Annotated in this window: 12 protein-coding genes and 1 tRNA gene; 2 read left to right on the top strand and 11 right to left on the bottom strand. The window is 50.8% G+C overall.

Annotation, left to right across the window (positions count from 1 at the left end):
- On the top strand, nucleotides 1–368 hold a 368-nt coding region (locus tag MJZ26_10375), incomplete at its 5' end, for a transposase (protein MCQ2106184.1).
- 160 nt (nucleotides 369–528) lie between these two features.
- Here the strand turns inward: MJZ26_10375 and MJZ26_10370 are convergent.
- From MJZ26_10370 to MJZ26_10330, 9 genes are all read right to left on the bottom strand, one after another.
- A complete protein-coding gene (locus MJZ26_10370; GenBank protein ID MCQ2106183.1) occupies nucleotides 529–1,824 on the bottom strand; it encodes an N-acetylmuramoyl-L-alanine amidase in 1,296 nt (431 codons plus the stop codon).
- Entirely contained in the window at nucleotides 1,824–2,294 is a 471-nt protein-coding gene (gene smpB, locus MJZ26_10365; GenBank protein ID MCQ2106182.1) for an SsrA-binding protein SmpB, read from the bottom strand. The genes MJZ26_10370 and smpB overlap by 1 nt, the downstream gene beginning before the upstream one ends.
- Before the next feature lie 24 nt (nucleotides 2,295–2,318).
- Entirely contained in the window at nucleotides 2,319–3,473 is a 1,155-nt protein-coding gene (obgE, locus tag MJZ26_10360) for a GTPase ObgE (GenBank protein ID MCQ2106181.1), read from the bottom strand.
- A gap of 148 nt (nucleotides 3,474–3,621) precedes the next feature.
- A complete protein-coding gene (gene argC / locus MJZ26_10355; GenBank protein ID MCQ2106180.1) occupies nucleotides 3,622–4,596 on the bottom strand; it encodes an N-acetyl-gamma-glutamyl-phosphate reductase in 975 nt (324 codons plus the stop codon).
- Between the two features lie 18 nt (nucleotides 4,597–4,614).
- The gene (locus MJZ26_10350; protein ID MCQ2106179.1) at nucleotides 4,615–5,109 is read right to left on the bottom strand and encodes a YchJ family protein; all 495 of its coding nucleotides are present in this window, start codon (nucleotides 5,107–5,109) and stop codon (nucleotides 4,615–4,617) included.
- A 692-nt stretch (nucleotides 5,110–5,801) separates the two neighbouring features.
- On the bottom strand, nucleotides 5,802–6,422 hold the full coding sequence (locus MJZ26_10345; GenBank protein MCQ2106178.1) for a TPMT family class I SAM-dependent methyltransferase: 621 nt from the start codon (nucleotides 6,420–6,422) through the stop codon (nucleotides 5,802–5,804).
- Between the two features lie 29 nt (nucleotides 6,423–6,451).
- Nucleotides 6,452–7,573 carry a 23S rRNA (adenine(2503)-C(2))-methyltransferase RlmN gene (gene rlmN, locus MJZ26_10340; protein MCQ2106177.1) on the bottom strand — a complete coding sequence of 374 codons (1,122 nt, stop codon included), beginning with the start codon at nucleotides 7,571–7,573 and terminating at the stop codon, nucleotides 6,452–6,454.
- Nucleotides 7,574–7,614: 41 nt separating this feature from the next.
- Nucleotides 7,615–7,881 (bottom strand): helix-turn-helix transcriptional regulator, encoded by a 267-nt coding sequence (locus MJZ26_10335; GenBank protein ID MCQ2106176.1) that lies wholly within the window; start codon nucleotides 7,879–7,881, stop codon nucleotides 7,615–7,617.
- Between the two features lie 210 nt (nucleotides 7,882–8,091).
- A tRNA-Arg gene (locus MJZ26_10330) sits at nucleotides 8,092–8,165 on the bottom strand.
- A gap of 219 nt (nucleotides 8,166–8,384) precedes the next feature.
- On the opposite strand from MJZ26_10330, the gene MJZ26_10325 reads away from it, so the two are divergent.
- Nucleotides 8,385–10,685 carry a PBP1A family penicillin-binding protein gene (locus MJZ26_10325; protein ID MCQ2106175.1) on the top strand — a complete coding sequence of 767 codons (2,301 nt, stop codon included), beginning with the start codon at nucleotides 8,385–8,387 and terminating at the stop codon, nucleotides 10,683–10,685.
- Nucleotides 10,686–11,224: 539 nt separating this feature from the next.
- Here MJZ26_10325 and MJZ26_10320 read toward each other — a convergent pair.
- Complete coding sequence (locus tag MJZ26_10320) at nucleotides 11,225–14,344, bottom strand: hypothetical protein (protein ID MCQ2106174.1); 3,120 nt, start codon at nucleotides 14,342–14,344, stop codon at nucleotides 11,225–11,227.
- Nucleotides 14,345–14,510: 166 nt separating this feature from the next.
- Nucleotides 14,511–16,145 (bottom strand): chaperonin GroEL, encoded by a 1,635-nt coding sequence (gene groL, locus MJZ26_10315; GenBank protein MCQ2106173.1) that lies wholly within the window; start codon nucleotides 16,143–16,145, stop codon nucleotides 14,511–14,513.
- Nucleotides 16,146–16,223 lie beyond the last annotated feature (78 nt).

Here is a 16,223-nt window from a genome sequence, read left to right as displayed (position 1 = left end):
CTCTAAAGAAGGTTATCGATGTGGAGCAGAAACTGCGGGACATGGGGCTGAAATCGGCTGCGGATCTCTACGCCAAGGGAGTCAGGGAAACCTTGACCTACCTGGACTTTCCGCACGAACATTGGCGAAGCATCAGGACCAACAACATTCTCGAACGTCTCAACCGCGAAATCCGTCGCAGAACACGGGTAGTAGGCTGCTTCCCGGATGGAGAATCGGCCTTGATGTTGGTCTGTGCAAGGCTAAGATACGTCGCATCAAAGGACTGGGGCACCAAGCGATACCTGAACATGAAACACCTCTATGAACTTGAAAATCAAAGGGAAATTGAAACAGAATTGAAAAAAGCCAGGAAGAACCTGGCCTAGAATCTGATGTTGGAACAAACTATTTTTGCGAAAAACCCTTGACACTACCAAGCCGTGGAGTTCAAATAGGGCTGTCTGACGATTATAAAAAAGGACTGCACTAGCAAAAAAAAGACCGCGCTTGCGGCCCTTCTCTTTTAACCTTCGTTCTATCTGCAGATTACCTGCCTAGGGTTTCGCGGTAGTTGTGGACTGCGGCCTTGTAGTTTGCCACGGCCTTGGAAATGCGTTCTGCAATGTCCTTCTGGCCAGCGTCGCTCATCATGTAGGCTTCGTCGTCAGGGTTGCTGATGAAGCCGATTTCGTAAAGAACGGCGGGCATCAGGGCGCCCACAAGAACCATGAAGCCTGCACCGCCGACGCCACCTGCCTGGCGACGGATCTTGCCGCCGTCCATGGCCTTGAGCATTTCTTCGGTGAACATGTAGCTATTCTGTTTGTATTTTTCAAGGCGGGCTTCCAGCTTGAACCATTCGATGGGGGAGAGTTCTTCCTTGGCGTTCTTTTCGCCGTAGAGGGTGGCCACCTTGTTTTCGCGACGGGCGATTGCCTTGTCTTCTTCGCTTTCGGGAGCGCGGAGAACGTAAACGTGATAGCCCTTGACTTGCTTTTTCTTTTCGGGGGTGGCGTCGATGGCGTTGCAATGGAGGCTGATGAACAGATCGCCGTCCCACTGGTTCGCTAGATTGGCGCGCTGGCCTAGCTCGATGAACACGTCCTTGTCGCGGGTCATCTTTACGTTGAAACCTTCTTTTTCAAGCTCTTTCTTGAGGAGCTTGCCTACGGTGAGGACGATGTCCTTTTCCTGGGACTTGCCGCCCAGGGCGCCTGAGTCCTTGCCGCCATGGCCCGGGTCGATGACGATTGTTTTTACTTCGCGGGTGCCGGCGGTTTCGTTCTTGTTGGAGGCGGGCTGTTCCTTAGCCTTTGTGGCGGACTGTGCTGCTGGGGCTACCGCCGGAGTGCTTGCGGCGGTCTGCTTGACAGAACTGCTGGAGGATGCAGGTGCGGCGGCGACTGAGCTTGTTGCTGTGGCGATAGAGCTGCTGGAAACTGCGGTGACCTGCTTGGCAGAACTGCTGACGGCTTCGGAGGGGAATAGACCTGCTACATCTGCGGAATCCACCCAGATGCGCCCATTGACGATTTCCGGAGCAGATTTGAGTGCGGAGGCGTTTCCCTTGATATTTACAAAGGGAAGGCCTATTGCGAATTTTGCGGTATCCTTAGGGGTTACCAGATTGAATGTTTTCTGGACAGGAAACCAATGGAAGCTTGCATTCCTGCTTTTTGCAAAAAGCTCGATGTCGACTTTGCCCGCGGGGGAGACAGATGCCTTGTCTGTGCCGACGGAGGCTGCCTTGTTGACGCTAGAAGCTGCGGGCTTGTCTGCATTGGCGGCAGAGGCAAGAACCACGAACAGGACTGCAAGGCAGATGAACAATTTCTTGAACATTACTTGTGCGCCTTTGCTGCTCGTGCCATTTCCATCTTGGCATCACGTTCCATAATGGACTGACGCTTGTCGTGCTGGTCTTTACCGCGACAGATGCCCATTTCAAGTTTTACCCTGCGGTTCTTGAAATAGAGCTTGAGAGGAATGAGGGTGCAACCCTTCTGTTCCTTGGCCTTGCGCATCTTCTGGATTTCGTGAACGTGGGCCAGGAGCTTTCTCTTTCTTGCCGGGAAATGATTGAAACGGTTTGCGAAAAGGTATTCGTCAATGTGGGCACCAATCAGCCAGAGCTCATCCTTGTCGGGATCAAGATCGATCCAGGCCTCGCCCAGAGTACACTTGCCGTCGCGAATGGACTTCACCTCGGAACCGATGAGCATGACGCCCACCTCGAAGGATTCATCTACAAAGTAGAGATGACTTGCCTTTCGGTTCTGGATTACTGGAGTGGATTGTTCCTTCTTAGCCATTGAAGTTACCTTGATTCAACAACCTTATTTCTTCTTGGAACCGGAAGTCTTTTTGGCTGCCGGCTTTGCTGTAGACTTCTTGGCGGTAGACTTGGATGCCGTGGTCTTGGGAGCGGCAGTCTTGCGGGCTGCCTTTGCGCGGGTCTTGTCTGCAGCCTTCATGGTCTTGGCTTCGATAACCTTCTTGGATTCCCAGCCCACCTTCTTTTTCTGAACGTGGGGAACTGCTTCGTCCAAGGCCTTCTGCAGATCCATGCAACCGTCGCCAGTGATAGCGGAGGTTACAATGACCGGTTCCTTGTGTTCCTTGAACTGCTTGATGGCTTCGTCGATGCCCAGGTCGCTCTTGTTCAGTGCGATAACGTAGGGCTTCTGTGCCAGCTTGGGATGGAATGCCTTCAGTTCGTCCTTAAGAACGCTGAACTGTTCATAGGCGTTTTCGGCAAAGCCGTCGATTACGAACAAAAGAGTATGGGTGCGTTCGATGTGTTTCAGGAACTGGTGGCCCAGGCCCTTGCCTTCGCTGGCGCCTTCCAGAAGACCCGGAATGTCTGCCACCACAAAGCTGTGACCGTTCATCTGGACAATGCCCAGCACCGGTTCCAGAGTGGTAAAGGGATAGTCGCCAACCTTGGGGCGTCCGCTGGAAATCTTGTTCACCAGGCTGGACTTGCCTGCGTTGGGGAAACCCACCAGGCCCACGTCGGCCATGAGCTTAAGTTCCAGGAAGAGCTCGCGCTTTTCGCCAGCTTCGCCGGGAGTACACTTGCGGGGAGCCTGATTGGAAGGTGTTGCAAAATGCTGGTTGCCCATACCGCCCTTTCCGCCACGTGCGGCAATCCAGCGCTGGCCGTCTTCGGTCAGGTCTGCGAGGATTCTGCCTTCAGCATCCTTGACGATGGTTCCGCGGGGAACGCTAACCACAAGATCTTCGGCGGAACGTCCGGTGCAGCGCTTGGCGCCACCGGGCTGTCCGTTCTGGGCCCTGTAAAGGCGGGTGTTGCCCATATCCAGCAGGGTAGAATACTGTTCGTTGACTTGAAGGATTACGTGACCGCCACGGCCGCCGTCTCCGCCATCGGGGCCGCCCAGGGGTACAAACTTTTCGCGATGGAAACTGCAGATGCCGTCTCCACCTTTGCCGGAGCGTACTTCAATAGATTTTTCGTCAAGAAACATAGACTACCAGTTATAATTAACAATTAACAATTAACAATTAACGATTAACGATGAACAATGGTCACAATGGAGCCTTCGGCTCTTTATATGATGCGGCGAGGCCGCGATTATTACCATTGTTAATTGTTCATTCTTCATTTTTCATTTCTTACAGGCCCAGGGTTTCGTCGAGACCCAGAGCGATGTTCATGTTCTGGATGGCGGCACCGCTGGCGCCCTTGCCCAGATTGTCGATGATGGTGGTGACCTGCATAACGTTGTCGTTGCCGAACACCTGGATGCAAGCGTTGTTTGTTCCGTTGCAGATGGTGGGGTTCAGACGACCGTTATAGAGGGCCGGAGACTCAGCCGGGGGTGCTTCGTAAGGCATAACCGTTACGAAGTTGGAACCTTCGTAGTGCTTTGCCAGAACCTCGGTCAGTTCAGCCGGGGTGACCTTCTTGGTCAGCTGGTTTGCAAATATGGCGACCGTTACAGCCATGCCCTTGTAGTAGGGGCCAAGCACCGGGTTGAAGAAGGGGGCGTTCTCAAGTTCGCAGTACTTCTTCATTTCGGGTAGATGCTTGTGGCTGAGAGCCAAGGCGTAAGGTGCGGGAGCCATGATTGCCAGGGATTCACCGGCCTTGTGGCTGAGGGCAGATTCCTCTTCATACTCGGCAATGAGCTTCTTGCCACCGCCGGAGTAGCCGGTCAGGCTGTATGCGGCAAGGTTTGCAGACTTGGGCAGAAGGCCGCTTGCAATCAGCGGGTGTACGCCAAGGATAAAACCGGTGGCATGGCAGCCGGGGTTTGCAATGCGCTTAGCTTTGCTGATGGCCTTTCGCTGTTCGGCGGAAAGTTCCGGCATCCCGTAGGTCCAGTCGGGATTTACACGGTGGGCCGTGGAGGCGTCGATAATGCAAGTGTCGGGACTGGTGCAGAGGGCCGCGCTTTCGACGGCAGCTGCGTCAGGCAGACATAGGAAGGTAACGTCGGAAGCGTTAATCAGCTTCTGACGTTCATTGACGTCCTTGCGAAGTTCCGGATCGATACGGAGAACTTCGATGTCGGTACGCTTTGCCAAACGGTCATAGATCTGAAGACCGGTGGTACCAGCTTCACCATCAACAAAAACTTTGAACATTTTTTTTCCTTCGGAAAATTACTTACCAGCGCCGCAGCACTTCTTGTACTTCTTGCCAGAACCGCAGGGGCACGGATCGTTACGGCCAACGTCCGGTTCGGTCTTCTTAACGGTTTCCTGCTTAACAGCGCGGCCATCGTAGAAGAACCATGCGCCACCGACCTTGTGGAATTCGCCAAGTTCGTGGTGGTTGCGGGTGATGTTACCCTGCTTGAAGCGAGCGATGAATTCAACCCAGCCGATGTTCTTTTCTTCTTCGGTCTTGGTCTGCTTGATTTCAATGCCCAACCATTCAGAATCACGGCTCCATGCTTCTACGCTGGGTTCGTCAAAGTCGTCACGCTGGGTGGCTTCGAGGGAGTCCTTGAGCCACTTGATTTCGTGCTTTGCGTAAGCAGTGTAGCGAGAACGCATCAAAGCTTCGGGAGAAGCTGCCAGGGCGGTACCCTTGATGATGGGTTCGCAGCATTCGCAGTATTCCTTACCGGATCCACAGGGACATAAATCAGCCATAATAACCTCGTATTAAGTGTTTTGTTTTTGGAGAAAAGATAGAAAAAAGGAGAAAGGTTAAAGGAGAAAGGTTAAAGGATGAGGGTATGATAGTGAAGAGTGAACAGTGAGGAGTGAAGTGTGGTTATAATCACGGCTGTGCCGTATTTATATTGAGCGCGAAGCGCCTTTATCAACAATCTTAATCTTTCATTGATAACTAAGGCGAATGTAGTGGGGGAGGGGAGGAGGAATTTTTAGGGGAAAAGGGTTACTAAGTGGCGTTTAAATTTTTGTTTAGTAACCTTTATTTTGAATAAAGTAGGTGGAATTGTGCAAAAATGAAGAAATGAAGGTTACTATTTGGCAAATTTTTCGCTATTAAGTAACCTTCGTGATGAAAATTGGAAAGAAGAAATTAGAATTTGTTGCAAACAAATTAAAATTTGGGTTACCAGATGGTCTGAAATATGCGTTTTAGTAACCGATTTTCCCTTTTTCCTGATTTTTCGGCGTTTTAAACTGAGTTTCTGTGTGGCCACTGTGCGAAAAAGCCCTTGAAAAGAAAAAGAGCACGGCGTAGCCGTGCATCTTTATCCTTTAACCTATAATCTTTACGCTATATGTGAAAAAAGACCTTGGCTTTAACCAAGGTCTTTTTGAGAGCGAGTGCTAACGAGACGTACTTATCCAAAATTTAGCATGAGCGGTCATTACAGGCACTTCTTGAGAAGCCAGAATTCTTCCTTGCCTTCACGGCCCGGGAGGCTGCCCACAGCAGGAATGCGGTCTACAATGTCGAACACGCCGTCGAGACGAGCCATCAGTTCGCCTTCGCTGGTGCAGTGGGGAGGCCCCTGGAGGGTCTTGCCGTTCATCAGGGGATACATGAGGGAAATCAGGAGACCGTCATCCTTCAGCATCTTGTAGCAGACTTCGAAATATTCGTCGCGACGGCCCGGATGAATTGCGGAGAAGGTGCAGTAATCGTAAACGATATCGAACTGCTGGCCACCGCGCTTCTGATCCTTGGGAGAAAGAGTGAAAAGGTCCAGGTCCAGGGAACGGAGGTTCTTGTGCTTACGGCTCAGATGGTCCAGTTCGTCCACGGCGGTGGGGGCGAAGTCTACAGCCAGTACGTCGTGTCCGCGCAAAGCCCAGGCTTCGGCGTCGTAACCGAAACCAGCTCCAGGGACCAGAACGGAACCAGTGGCGGGGCAGGCGGGGTTCTTGAAAAATTCCAGAAGAGCTGGGGTTGCCTTCTTGGTATTCCAGTAGTCCTTGCCTTCGGCGTAGAGGTTGTCCCAGAATTCCGGGAGGTTTTGCGTTAACATGATTTACCTTCCTTTTTAACGAACAAAAACTAGTTGGATCGAGGAGTGGCGTCGGGCAGGCTGGAGCCTTTCTCGAAAACGCCCTGATCGTTCTTCTTCTTGTGAGCGAGCTGCCCGCAGGCGGCCAAAATGTCACGGCCACGGGCTGTACGGATAGTAATCTGAATCTGTGCGGCACGGACTGCAGCGAGGAAGGTGTCGACTTCTTCGGTGGTGGGGGCGTGCAGGTTGGGGTCGTCGCCATCGTTCAAGATGATGGCGTTTACCTTTACGCGGCGGGGGGCGCAAATGCGAATCAGCTCCTTGGCTGCCTTGGGCGTACAGGTAATGTCCTGGATAAGCACGAATTCAAACGTTACATAGTTATCGGTTCTACGAATGTATTCGTCAACCGCTTCCAAAAGCTTTTCGATGGGCCAGATGTTGTTTACTGGCATGACAGAGGAACGGTACTCGTTGTTGGTGCTGTTCAGGCTGATTGCAAGGCAGCAGGGAGTATTGCGGTCCACCAGTTCCTTGATGCGGGGTACAACGCCGGAGGTGCTGACAGTCATGCGCTTGGAACCCATGTTGAACAGCTTTTGGTTGTGGAGGGTGCAGCAGACACGATGCACGTTCTCCAGGTTGTTCAGGGGTTCGCCCATGCCCATGAAGATGATGTTTGTCACCTGAGCAATATTGCCTTCTTCGTTAAAGATGTTGTTTTCTTTAAGATACCAGTTGACATTGATGATTTCTTCAAGGATTTCGCCGGCTTCAAGGTTGCGGAAAAAGCCCATCTTGGCGGTACGGCAGAATGCGCAGTTCATGGCGCAGCCCACCTGGGTGGATACGCACACAGAAAAACGACCGTTGGCCGGAATCATCACCGTTTCGATATGATGACCGTCCCAGGTCTCGAAAAGCCATTTGACGGTGCCATCGACGGAAACCATGTGCTGGTCTTCCTTGAGGGAGCGAAGCTCAAACTGCTTAGCGAGCTTTTCGCGGAGAACCGGTGAAATATTCACCATCTCGTCGAAGGTCTTGACCTGCTGGCAGAACAGCCATTTCTGGATTTGTTCTGCGCGGAACGGTTTTTCGTCCACGTCACGGAGCCAAGCCTTAAGCTCGTCTTCCGTCAAGGTTTTAATATTGCGCTGCCATTCCATTGGAACGCAAAGATAGAAAAAAAACAGCTTTTTGTTAAGGGCTAAAAATCAGCGCCGTTGTCAGTAAAATCAAGATATATGCGGTCTATTTCCTGGAACAATTCCGACAATGTCATGTTGACTGCTGTTGCAAAATGGCTTAACGAAAACAGGGAAGGCTGTCTTTTGCCTCCTTCAACCTGCGATATAAATTGGCGTGTCGTATTTGCTATCAGCGAAAGGTTTTCCTGGGTCAAACCCAGCTCGTGCCTACGAGATATGAATACATAACGAATCACATCACCAAGAATTTCTTCTTTGTATCTCATCCCATCCTCTTTGTTCTGGTCGTTATTCCAAAACACCGGCGCAAAGATACTTATGGAGTTCATTAATTTGTGCAAACAACTGTTAGCAAAAAATGGCTGTTTTTGAAAATTGTTTTTAACAAACTTGCTGTTTTCTTATGATTCTTTGGAAATCGTTTTAAGTTGGTCTAGAATAAAAAAAAGACCTTAGCGTTAGCTAAGGTCTCTTTCTGCGGGTGCCAGGACTCGAACCTGGAGCCTTTTGGTTCGTAGCCAAACGCTCTATCCAGTTGGGCTACATCCGCGTATGTTGTCTTGCGATCTCTCGTTTCGACGTGCCCAAATATAGCTTAATGGTGTAATCTGTCAAGGGATTTTTTATAAAAATTTTGAAATTTTTTGCGGGATGACTTTGAATCCCTATTTCGACCCTGTTTTAGTGGCTTTGCCTGGTGAACTGGTTTGAGAAGAATGCCATGATTAGCTATCTTTGCCCCCAAATTATTTTTACCAGTGATATAGAAATGGAAAAAGTCAAATCTATACTCATGCCGGTTCTGAGAATGCTCAAGGGCTGGTTTACCAATAAGAAGGTTCTTCTTTGGTTGGGCATCTTCATGATTCCTGTGGTAATCGCCTTTACCGCAGTGATTGTCGTGTATAATCATTTTGCACCGGAATTGCCCTCCTTGTCCCAGCTGGAACAGATTAACCCCAAGCTGGTTACCAAGATTAACGACATGAACGGCGAAATCGCCCACGAGTACTTTGTGGAACGCCGTGAGTGGACTCCCTTCGATTCTATTCCGAAGGAAGCGATCCAGGCAGTGATGGCTACAGAAGACCGAGCCTTCTTTGACCACTGGGGCATGAATGTGTGGGCCATTCCGTCTGCGGTTCTTGAAAGTGCTACAAGCGGCAAGAAACTTCGCGGTGCTTCTACCTTGAGCCAGCAGCTGACCAAGCTCCTGTTCCTTACTCCGGAACGAACCATTTCCCGTAAGATTAAGGAAATGATGACCGCCATCCGTATCGAGCAGACCTACACCAAGGAAGAAATTCTCGAGTTTTACATGAACGAAGTCTACCTGTCTGGTGGTAACTACGGTTTCCAGGCTGCAGGTAAGTTCTACTTCGGTAAGCCCCTGGATAGCTTGACTATTCCTCAGTACGCTGTTCTTGCTGGCATGTTGCAGCGTCCCGAGGCTTATCGCCCGGACCGTCATCCCAAGGCTTCCCTGGAACGTCGCAACACTGTGCTTTATGCCATGCGCGATGCAGGTTACATCAACAACGATGATTATCACAAGTATATTGAAATGCCGATTGAACTTGCCCAGAAGGAAGTCAAGAACGAGGCTGGCCTGTACTTCTACGAAGAAATCCGTAAGTACATGGAAAAGAAGTATGGCGAAAACTCCCTCTATGCAGACGGCGTAACAATCAACAGTACCATCGACCCGGCAATTCAGGCCTTTGCCGATAGCGTTGCCCGCGTTCAGGTTGAAAAGGTTCGCCGTCGTGTGAAGTATCGTGCAACTCGACGTCTTGCCCTCACCAAGAAGTACAATATGCCTGAAGATAGCGTTGTCGCTCACTTCGACAGCGTCTACACGCTATTCAAGAAGGAATATCTTGCTGCCGACACGAACTCCAATTTGAATCGCCGTCGTTTCCCTGACAGTATCCGTTACCATCACGCTGAAGTGGCTGCCATCTTGATCGAGAACGAGACTGGCGCTATTCGAGCCATGGTGGGCGGTAGCGACTGGAATACCTCCCGTTGGAATCGTGCCGTTCAGTCCCTGCGTCAGCCGGGTTCCAGCTTTAAGCCTATTGTCTATGCAACCGCAATGGACAATGGTGCAAGCCCCTGCGACTCTGTGAACGACCAGCCTGTGAGCATTCCCGACCCCGATGACAAGAACCCCAACAAGGTTTGGCGTCCGGCAAACTTTGAGCATGATTTCGAAGGCATGATGACTTTGCGCCGTGCTCTGTACCGCTCCAAGAACCTGCCAGCAATTCTTACCGGCATGAAGTATGGTCTGAACAACGTAGTGAACTACGCCCGCAAGTTCGGTATCGTTCGTGCTCCCTTGATGGCGGTGCCCAGCCTGGCCCTTGGTTCCGTTGGCGCAACCCTCATGGAAATGACCTCTGCCTATACCGTGTTCCCCAACGGCGGTAACCGCATTGAACCTTACATGATTGAGTCCATTGTGGACCGTAACGGCGAAGTGATTGAACGAAACTCTAAGGTGGAACACGAAGTCTTGCGCCCGGCTTCCGCCTACATCATGGTGGACATGATGAAGGATGTGAACGTTCGCGGTACTGCAGCCCGCGTGTGGGCTAGCGGCTTTACCCATCCCAGTGGCGGTAAGACAGGTACCACCAACGACTATACCGACTGCTGGTACATCGGCTACACTAAGCAGTATACCATGGGCGTCTGGGTCGGCTCCGACAGTCCGGGAACCTTGGGCGCAGGCCATACCGGTACCGAAGATGCGCTTCCGGTCTGGATGGCTGTGATGAAGGAACTCCACAAGGATCTGCCCCGCAAGCCTTTCCCGGTGCCTAGCGGCGTTGTAAGCAAGGGCGTTTGCAATCATACTGGCAAGGTTGCCGGTGAGTTCTGCTCCGAAAAGTCTTACTGCTTGTATTCCGCTGGCTATGCGCCTTCTGAAACCTGCGACGGTAACCACTTCGAAGTTAAGACCAAGTCCGCTGACGACGCCACCTTGTTCAGCAATAAGGGCGCTACAAGCGGTCCTGCTCCGTCTGCTGGCGGCGCCAAGAAGTCCCGCAAGATGTTCTAACAACTTGATGCGAACTTGCCGCGGAAAACAGCCATCGCTGCGCGGAAAGCAGCTGTGGTAATTAAGCCGAATTTAGGACTAAAAAGCTAACCACCGCTTTTTAGTCCTATTTTTTTATGGAAAAACACAGCCGAAGAGCGCCTTTTGGGGGATGGACTAGGACTAATTTCCTGACGTTTCTTGTTTAGTCCTACGCAAGCGGCTTTTTCCATCATTTTCTGCTGTTGTTTCTAGGACTAATTCCTCGTTCAAGCCGCTTTGGTCCTAAGGCGCCCGGTTTGCGAAGGCGCTCGGTTGGCAAAGGCGCTCGGTTTGCAAAGGCACCCGGTTTGCAAAGGCTCGGTTGGCAAAGGCGCCCAGCTAGCAAAGGTTCGCTGGCGCTGGCAAGATGTTCGACGGTAGGGGGCAAATAAAAACATCCCAATTCCAGAGAATCGGGGTGTCTTCAACTTGTCGCGCTTATGTCAAACCGCGCTTACGTCAAATCGCGTTTATATCAAGTCGCGCTTATATCGTATTGCGCCTACGTCAAGCCTTGTTTACTTCACGTTGACGCGCTGCATCTGGTTGTTGATGCGGATCATGTAGCTGCCGGCGTGGGGCACGGCCATCTCGAAGTTGGATGTGCTCATGGTTCCGCGCTGCATTACGCGACCCTGCATGTCCATGACGGCGTAGGTACTACCGGCGCGTGCGCCACTGATCAGGAGGTTGCGGCCAGCGGTAGTCACATTGAACTGCGGCTTGGCTGCCATAACCATGATGGCTTCCTTAGCTTCGGTAGCGGTGAAGGTGTACTTCAAGTTGAAGGTGACGTAGCTTTCTGCGCTGACGCCGCCGTCCCAGACGGAATCAAATGCGACTTCCTTTCCGTCAACCGTGATTTTCATGCTGGGCTTGAATTCAAGGTCGTAGAATGCTGCTTCGATCATGTCTCTTGCGGTTGTGAGGTTTGCGTCCTTGCCGCAGTCACCATCAAGATTTGCGTTGAAGGTGTAGGCTGCGGTGTAGGTTTCGCCTTCCTTAAAGGTGTCGGAACCCTTGAGTATATTCGCAGAGCTGATGGATGTTCCCTTGTAGATGTTAGAGGTGGTTACATCGAGGCAGGAATTCTTGGGAAGCATTTCGAATTCAGCACTCTTCATTCCGTCTTCGGTATTAGACACGGTGAATTCAAATGCCGGACTTTCACCAGTGAATAGCTTGCGGAAGTATACCCAGACGGAGACTTCGCTATCGGGGATGCTGCTGATGACATATTCGGTGCTCTTGGAAGGATCGAACTTAGATGCGTCTGCAGGCTTCAAGACCACGTTGGAGTCAATTGCATCAGAGGTGAATTCAACCCTTGCGATAACATAACCACTATCAGGAACAACGCTGAACTTGACGGATTCGTCTACTATGGCGAGTTCAGGAAGACCAGTAATCTTGCCATGTTCCAAAACATTGTGAACGACCTTTACAGACTTTGCTTCTGCGGTGACTTCGAATCTGACCAGCATAATGGCAGCACCGTTATCCATGAAGGAAACGCTTTCCAGGATAGAGTCCGGAGCTGCCTTGCCGTTGATGGTAAAGTGCGTTTTGTAATCCAATCCGGCTGCAGCCCTTTCTGCTACATACACCATTGCTTTGATAGTGTCGTTTGCGAGGCATTCTGCTGTGGTCTTATTGGAGAATGTGTAGTAGGTGGCGTACTTGTCACCAAGAACGAGAGTATCTCTGTAGTAATTAGTGATATCGTCAGCCTTGGATAATCCACGGGATTGAGTGACTATGCAGCTATTTTCTATGGTGGTTTCAGTATTGATGAAATCGTAACCAGAGAAGAATTTTTGGGCGATTACATCAAATGTGGGGATGTATTCGTAGGGGATTTTCTCGAATTCAACGGAGACTTCTATTTCGTCTTCCCAAGTATGTTCAATGATGTATTCGGCGCCAATACGATTGTTGAATTTATCCGGATCGACGATTGTTGGGGTGTATCGATTGCCGCTTGCGGGGAAGAGGTACGATACGCTGCGAATTTGATAACCAAACTTGGGGGTTACTGTAAGATTGAAGGATGAAGCAAATTTGGATTTTTCTGGTCCCTTGACATTTCCGGCACTATCGGTAACGGAGTAGGAGACTGTGTATTCGTTAGGAATAGCAATGACCTCGCATTCTACAGGCTTGTTAGGCATAACGAACCAATGACGCTCCTCATCTGTGTGAGAGACAGACAAGGTGTCCGTTCCTGCAACGCAGTATATGGTGTCTATGCTGTTATAACCGTTTTGGAGATAGGTGCCAAATCGGATGGTGTCTTTTTCGATGCCATAACCATCGTTGAGTGTGCTGAAATATGTAACGGAGCCATACGAGTAATTGTTCTTGACGGACAATTGGTAGGTTGTATCAACGACAACATCCAAGACGATTTCCTGGGCTGGCATGATATAGCCACTCATGCCGACGGAATAGAAATGGTAATAATCGGGGTAGATCCTGTTTCCATCCGCATCTGTGATGTTGAGCGACTTTAAACCGTAATTTTTATTTGCGGTTGTGATTATAATGGAATCACCGAAGATCGTTTCTGTAATGGGCGTCAGGGTATCTGTTGCCGAGTACACTACAACCTTGTCGTTTGTGTTGGTAATCTTGTATTTGATACGCTCAACCTTGGCGGAGAGGGTTACTGCGTCCGCAGGCATGGTGAAGGTGTAGGATCCGTCGGGCTGCTTTGTTACTTCTACAGTATTGTCATTGACAGATACATTGGAAATAGTATTACCGTCGTAGGAGCCAAGTGTTACGGTACTTCCCACCTGAACGGAGCAGCCGCCCTCGGTCTTGGTATCGCAGGGCATGGAAGTATATGCGTCGTTCGTGTAGGTCAGATAGCTGTCGGCATCACCAGACAAAGCCAGGTTGACTTTTTTCATGGCGGTACCGGTTTCGCTGTAGACTGCAGTCAGAGCAGTGTCCCTTTTTACAAGGACGGTAATCTCGGGGTTTGAGGAAACGCAAATTTTGTCTTTATTTGCCCAACATGCGAATTCAAAACCTTCATTTGCGGTAGCCTTGGATGAGATCTTGTTTCCGATCGATACGGCGGAGTCTGCAACAGCCAGACTAACAGTTCCATCTTCACCAGAAGCGAAATTTACGTATGCGAAACTGTAGATCCTAAGTGTGTTTTTGGAGTAGACAGTGTCGGTTTCGCCTTCTCCTGTGGGGGACGCTGCTATGAGGAACATCTTGTAAAAACGCTCCGAATAGGTACCGACGGATGAACCCATGGCGTAGCTGTCGAAAGTTTTATCTGCGTTCAACGGCTGAGGAGTGTATATGTTGTAGTAAAATACGTCTCCCTCCTTGTAAACACCAGAATTTGTGATATAGCATGTTGTGTCATTGTCTTCTTCGCGATAGAAGGTGCTCGACTCAACAAAGTTCGCTTTTGCGTTAGCATCGTCTGTTGTAAAGCTTGCCGTAAATTTGGGCCGTATGCTGTAGTGCAAGTAAATGGAGTCCGAATAGCCATTTGTGCCAAAGTCCAGGCTCGGATCGGACCAGTATAGAGTGTCGACTGAGTTCCCTGCGGCGCTGGCCAATGCGCTTGCGCACATCAGGACGCCCAGGAATTTCTTACCCATACGTTTCATGCAAGTTTCCTTTTGTATTTAGATTTGAATGTTATTGTAAGTTTTTGGTAAATTTAGAAATCGGCTGTTGCTTTGTAAACATTTTTGATAATTTAGTGGAAAAATTTGGAACAAAAAAACATCCCGGCTCCTGAGAGTCGGGATGTTCCATAAGGAGAAATTTTGATTACATCATGCCGCCCATGCCCATGGAAGGATCCATGGCAGGTGCTGCTGCAGCCTTCGGTTCCTTCTTCTCGGTGATCACGCAGTCGGTGGTGAGAATCATGGAAGCGATGGAGGATGCGTTCTTGAGAGCGGTGCGGGTAACCTTGGCCGGGTCGATAACACCAGCCTTGATCAGGTCTTCGTAGGTGTCGGTCTTAGCGTTGTAGCCAAAGCCGTCCTTGCCTTCCTTAACCTTGTTCACAACGACGGAGCCTTCACCACCAGCGTTTGCAACGATCTGACGGAGAGGTTCTTCGATGGCGCGCTTGATGATAGCGGCACCAGTCTTCTGGTCGTCGTTAATGAGGTTGAGGGCGTCCACAGCCTTTGCTGCGCGGATGAGAGCGACGCCACCACCCGGAACGATACCTTCTTCGACAGCTGCGCGGGTTGCGTGCATAGCGTCGTCAACGCGGTCCTTCTTTTCCTTCATTTCGACTTCGGTAGCAGCACCGACCTTGATCACAGCAACGCCACCGGCGAGCTTTGCCAAGCGTTCCTGGAGCTTTTCGCGGTCGTAGTCGCTGGTGGTAGCTTCGATCTGCTTCTTGATCTGGGCGATACGGCCCTTGATGCTTGCAGCGTCGCCAGCACCTTCGACGATGGTGGTGTTGTCCTTAGTGATGGTGATAGACTTTGCCTGGCCGAGAACGGTAACCGGAGCGTCTTCCAGCTTAGCGCCGGTGTCTTCGGAAACCAGCATACCGCCGGTGAGGATTGCGATGTCTTCGAGCATAGCCTTACGACGGTCGCCGAAGCCCGGAGCCTTGACGGCAGCAACCTTCAGGGTGCCGCGCATCTTGTTCACAACGAGAGTTGCGAGAGCTTCGCCATCAACGTCTTCGGCGATGATGAGGAGGGGCTTGTTTTGCTTTGCAACGAATTCCAGCATGGGGAGGAGATCCTTCATGGTGGAGATCTTCTTGTCGTAGAGGAGAATGTAAGGAGCTTCGAGGGCTGCTTCCATGCTGTCGGTGTTGGTGACAAAGTACGGAGAGAGGTAGCCACGGTCGAACTGCATGCCTTCCACAACGTCGAGGATGGTTTCAGCAGTCTTGGATTCTTCGATGGTGATAACGCCGTCGTTACCGACCTTTTCCATAGCGTTGGCCAGGAGGTCACCGATTTCCGGGTCGTTGTTGGCGGAAATGGTAGCGACCTGTGCGATGTGTTCCTTGCCGTTGATCTTTACAGCCATCTTGCCGATTTCTTCGATGACGGCGTCAACTGCAGCGTCCATGCCGCGCTTGATGTCCATGGGATTTGCGCCAGCGGCAACGTTCTTGAGGCCTTCGCGAGTGATTGCCTGAGCGAGAACGGTTGCGGTGGTGGTGCCGTCGCCAGCGGTGTCAGAAGTCTTGTTTGCAACTTCCTTGGCCATCTGTGCGCCGAGGTTTTCGTAAGCGTCTTCCAGTTCCACTTCCTTAGCAACGGAAACGCCGTCCTTGGTGACGTTGGGTGCGCCAAATGCCTTGGCGATCATGACGTTACGACCCTTGGGGCCGAGAGTAACCTTAACTGCGTTAGCCAGCTTGTCAACGCCCTTCATGAGGGATTCGCGAGCAGCAACATCAAACTTCAACTGTTTTGCCATTTTGTTTACCTTTTTTTATTTAAAAATCTTTGTGTTTGGATTGCGTGGATCCTATCGGTCGCGAGGCTCCCTCCAGGA

The organism is Fibrobacter sp. (genome assembly GCA_024398965.1).
In the GTDB taxonomy this organism is placed as follows: Bacteria; Fibrobacterota; Fibrobacteria; order Fibrobacterales; family Fibrobacteraceae; genus Fibrobacter.
The sequence above is the reverse complement of the archived record's forward strand: the minus strand, read 5'-3'. Positions and strand labels throughout refer to the sequence as shown.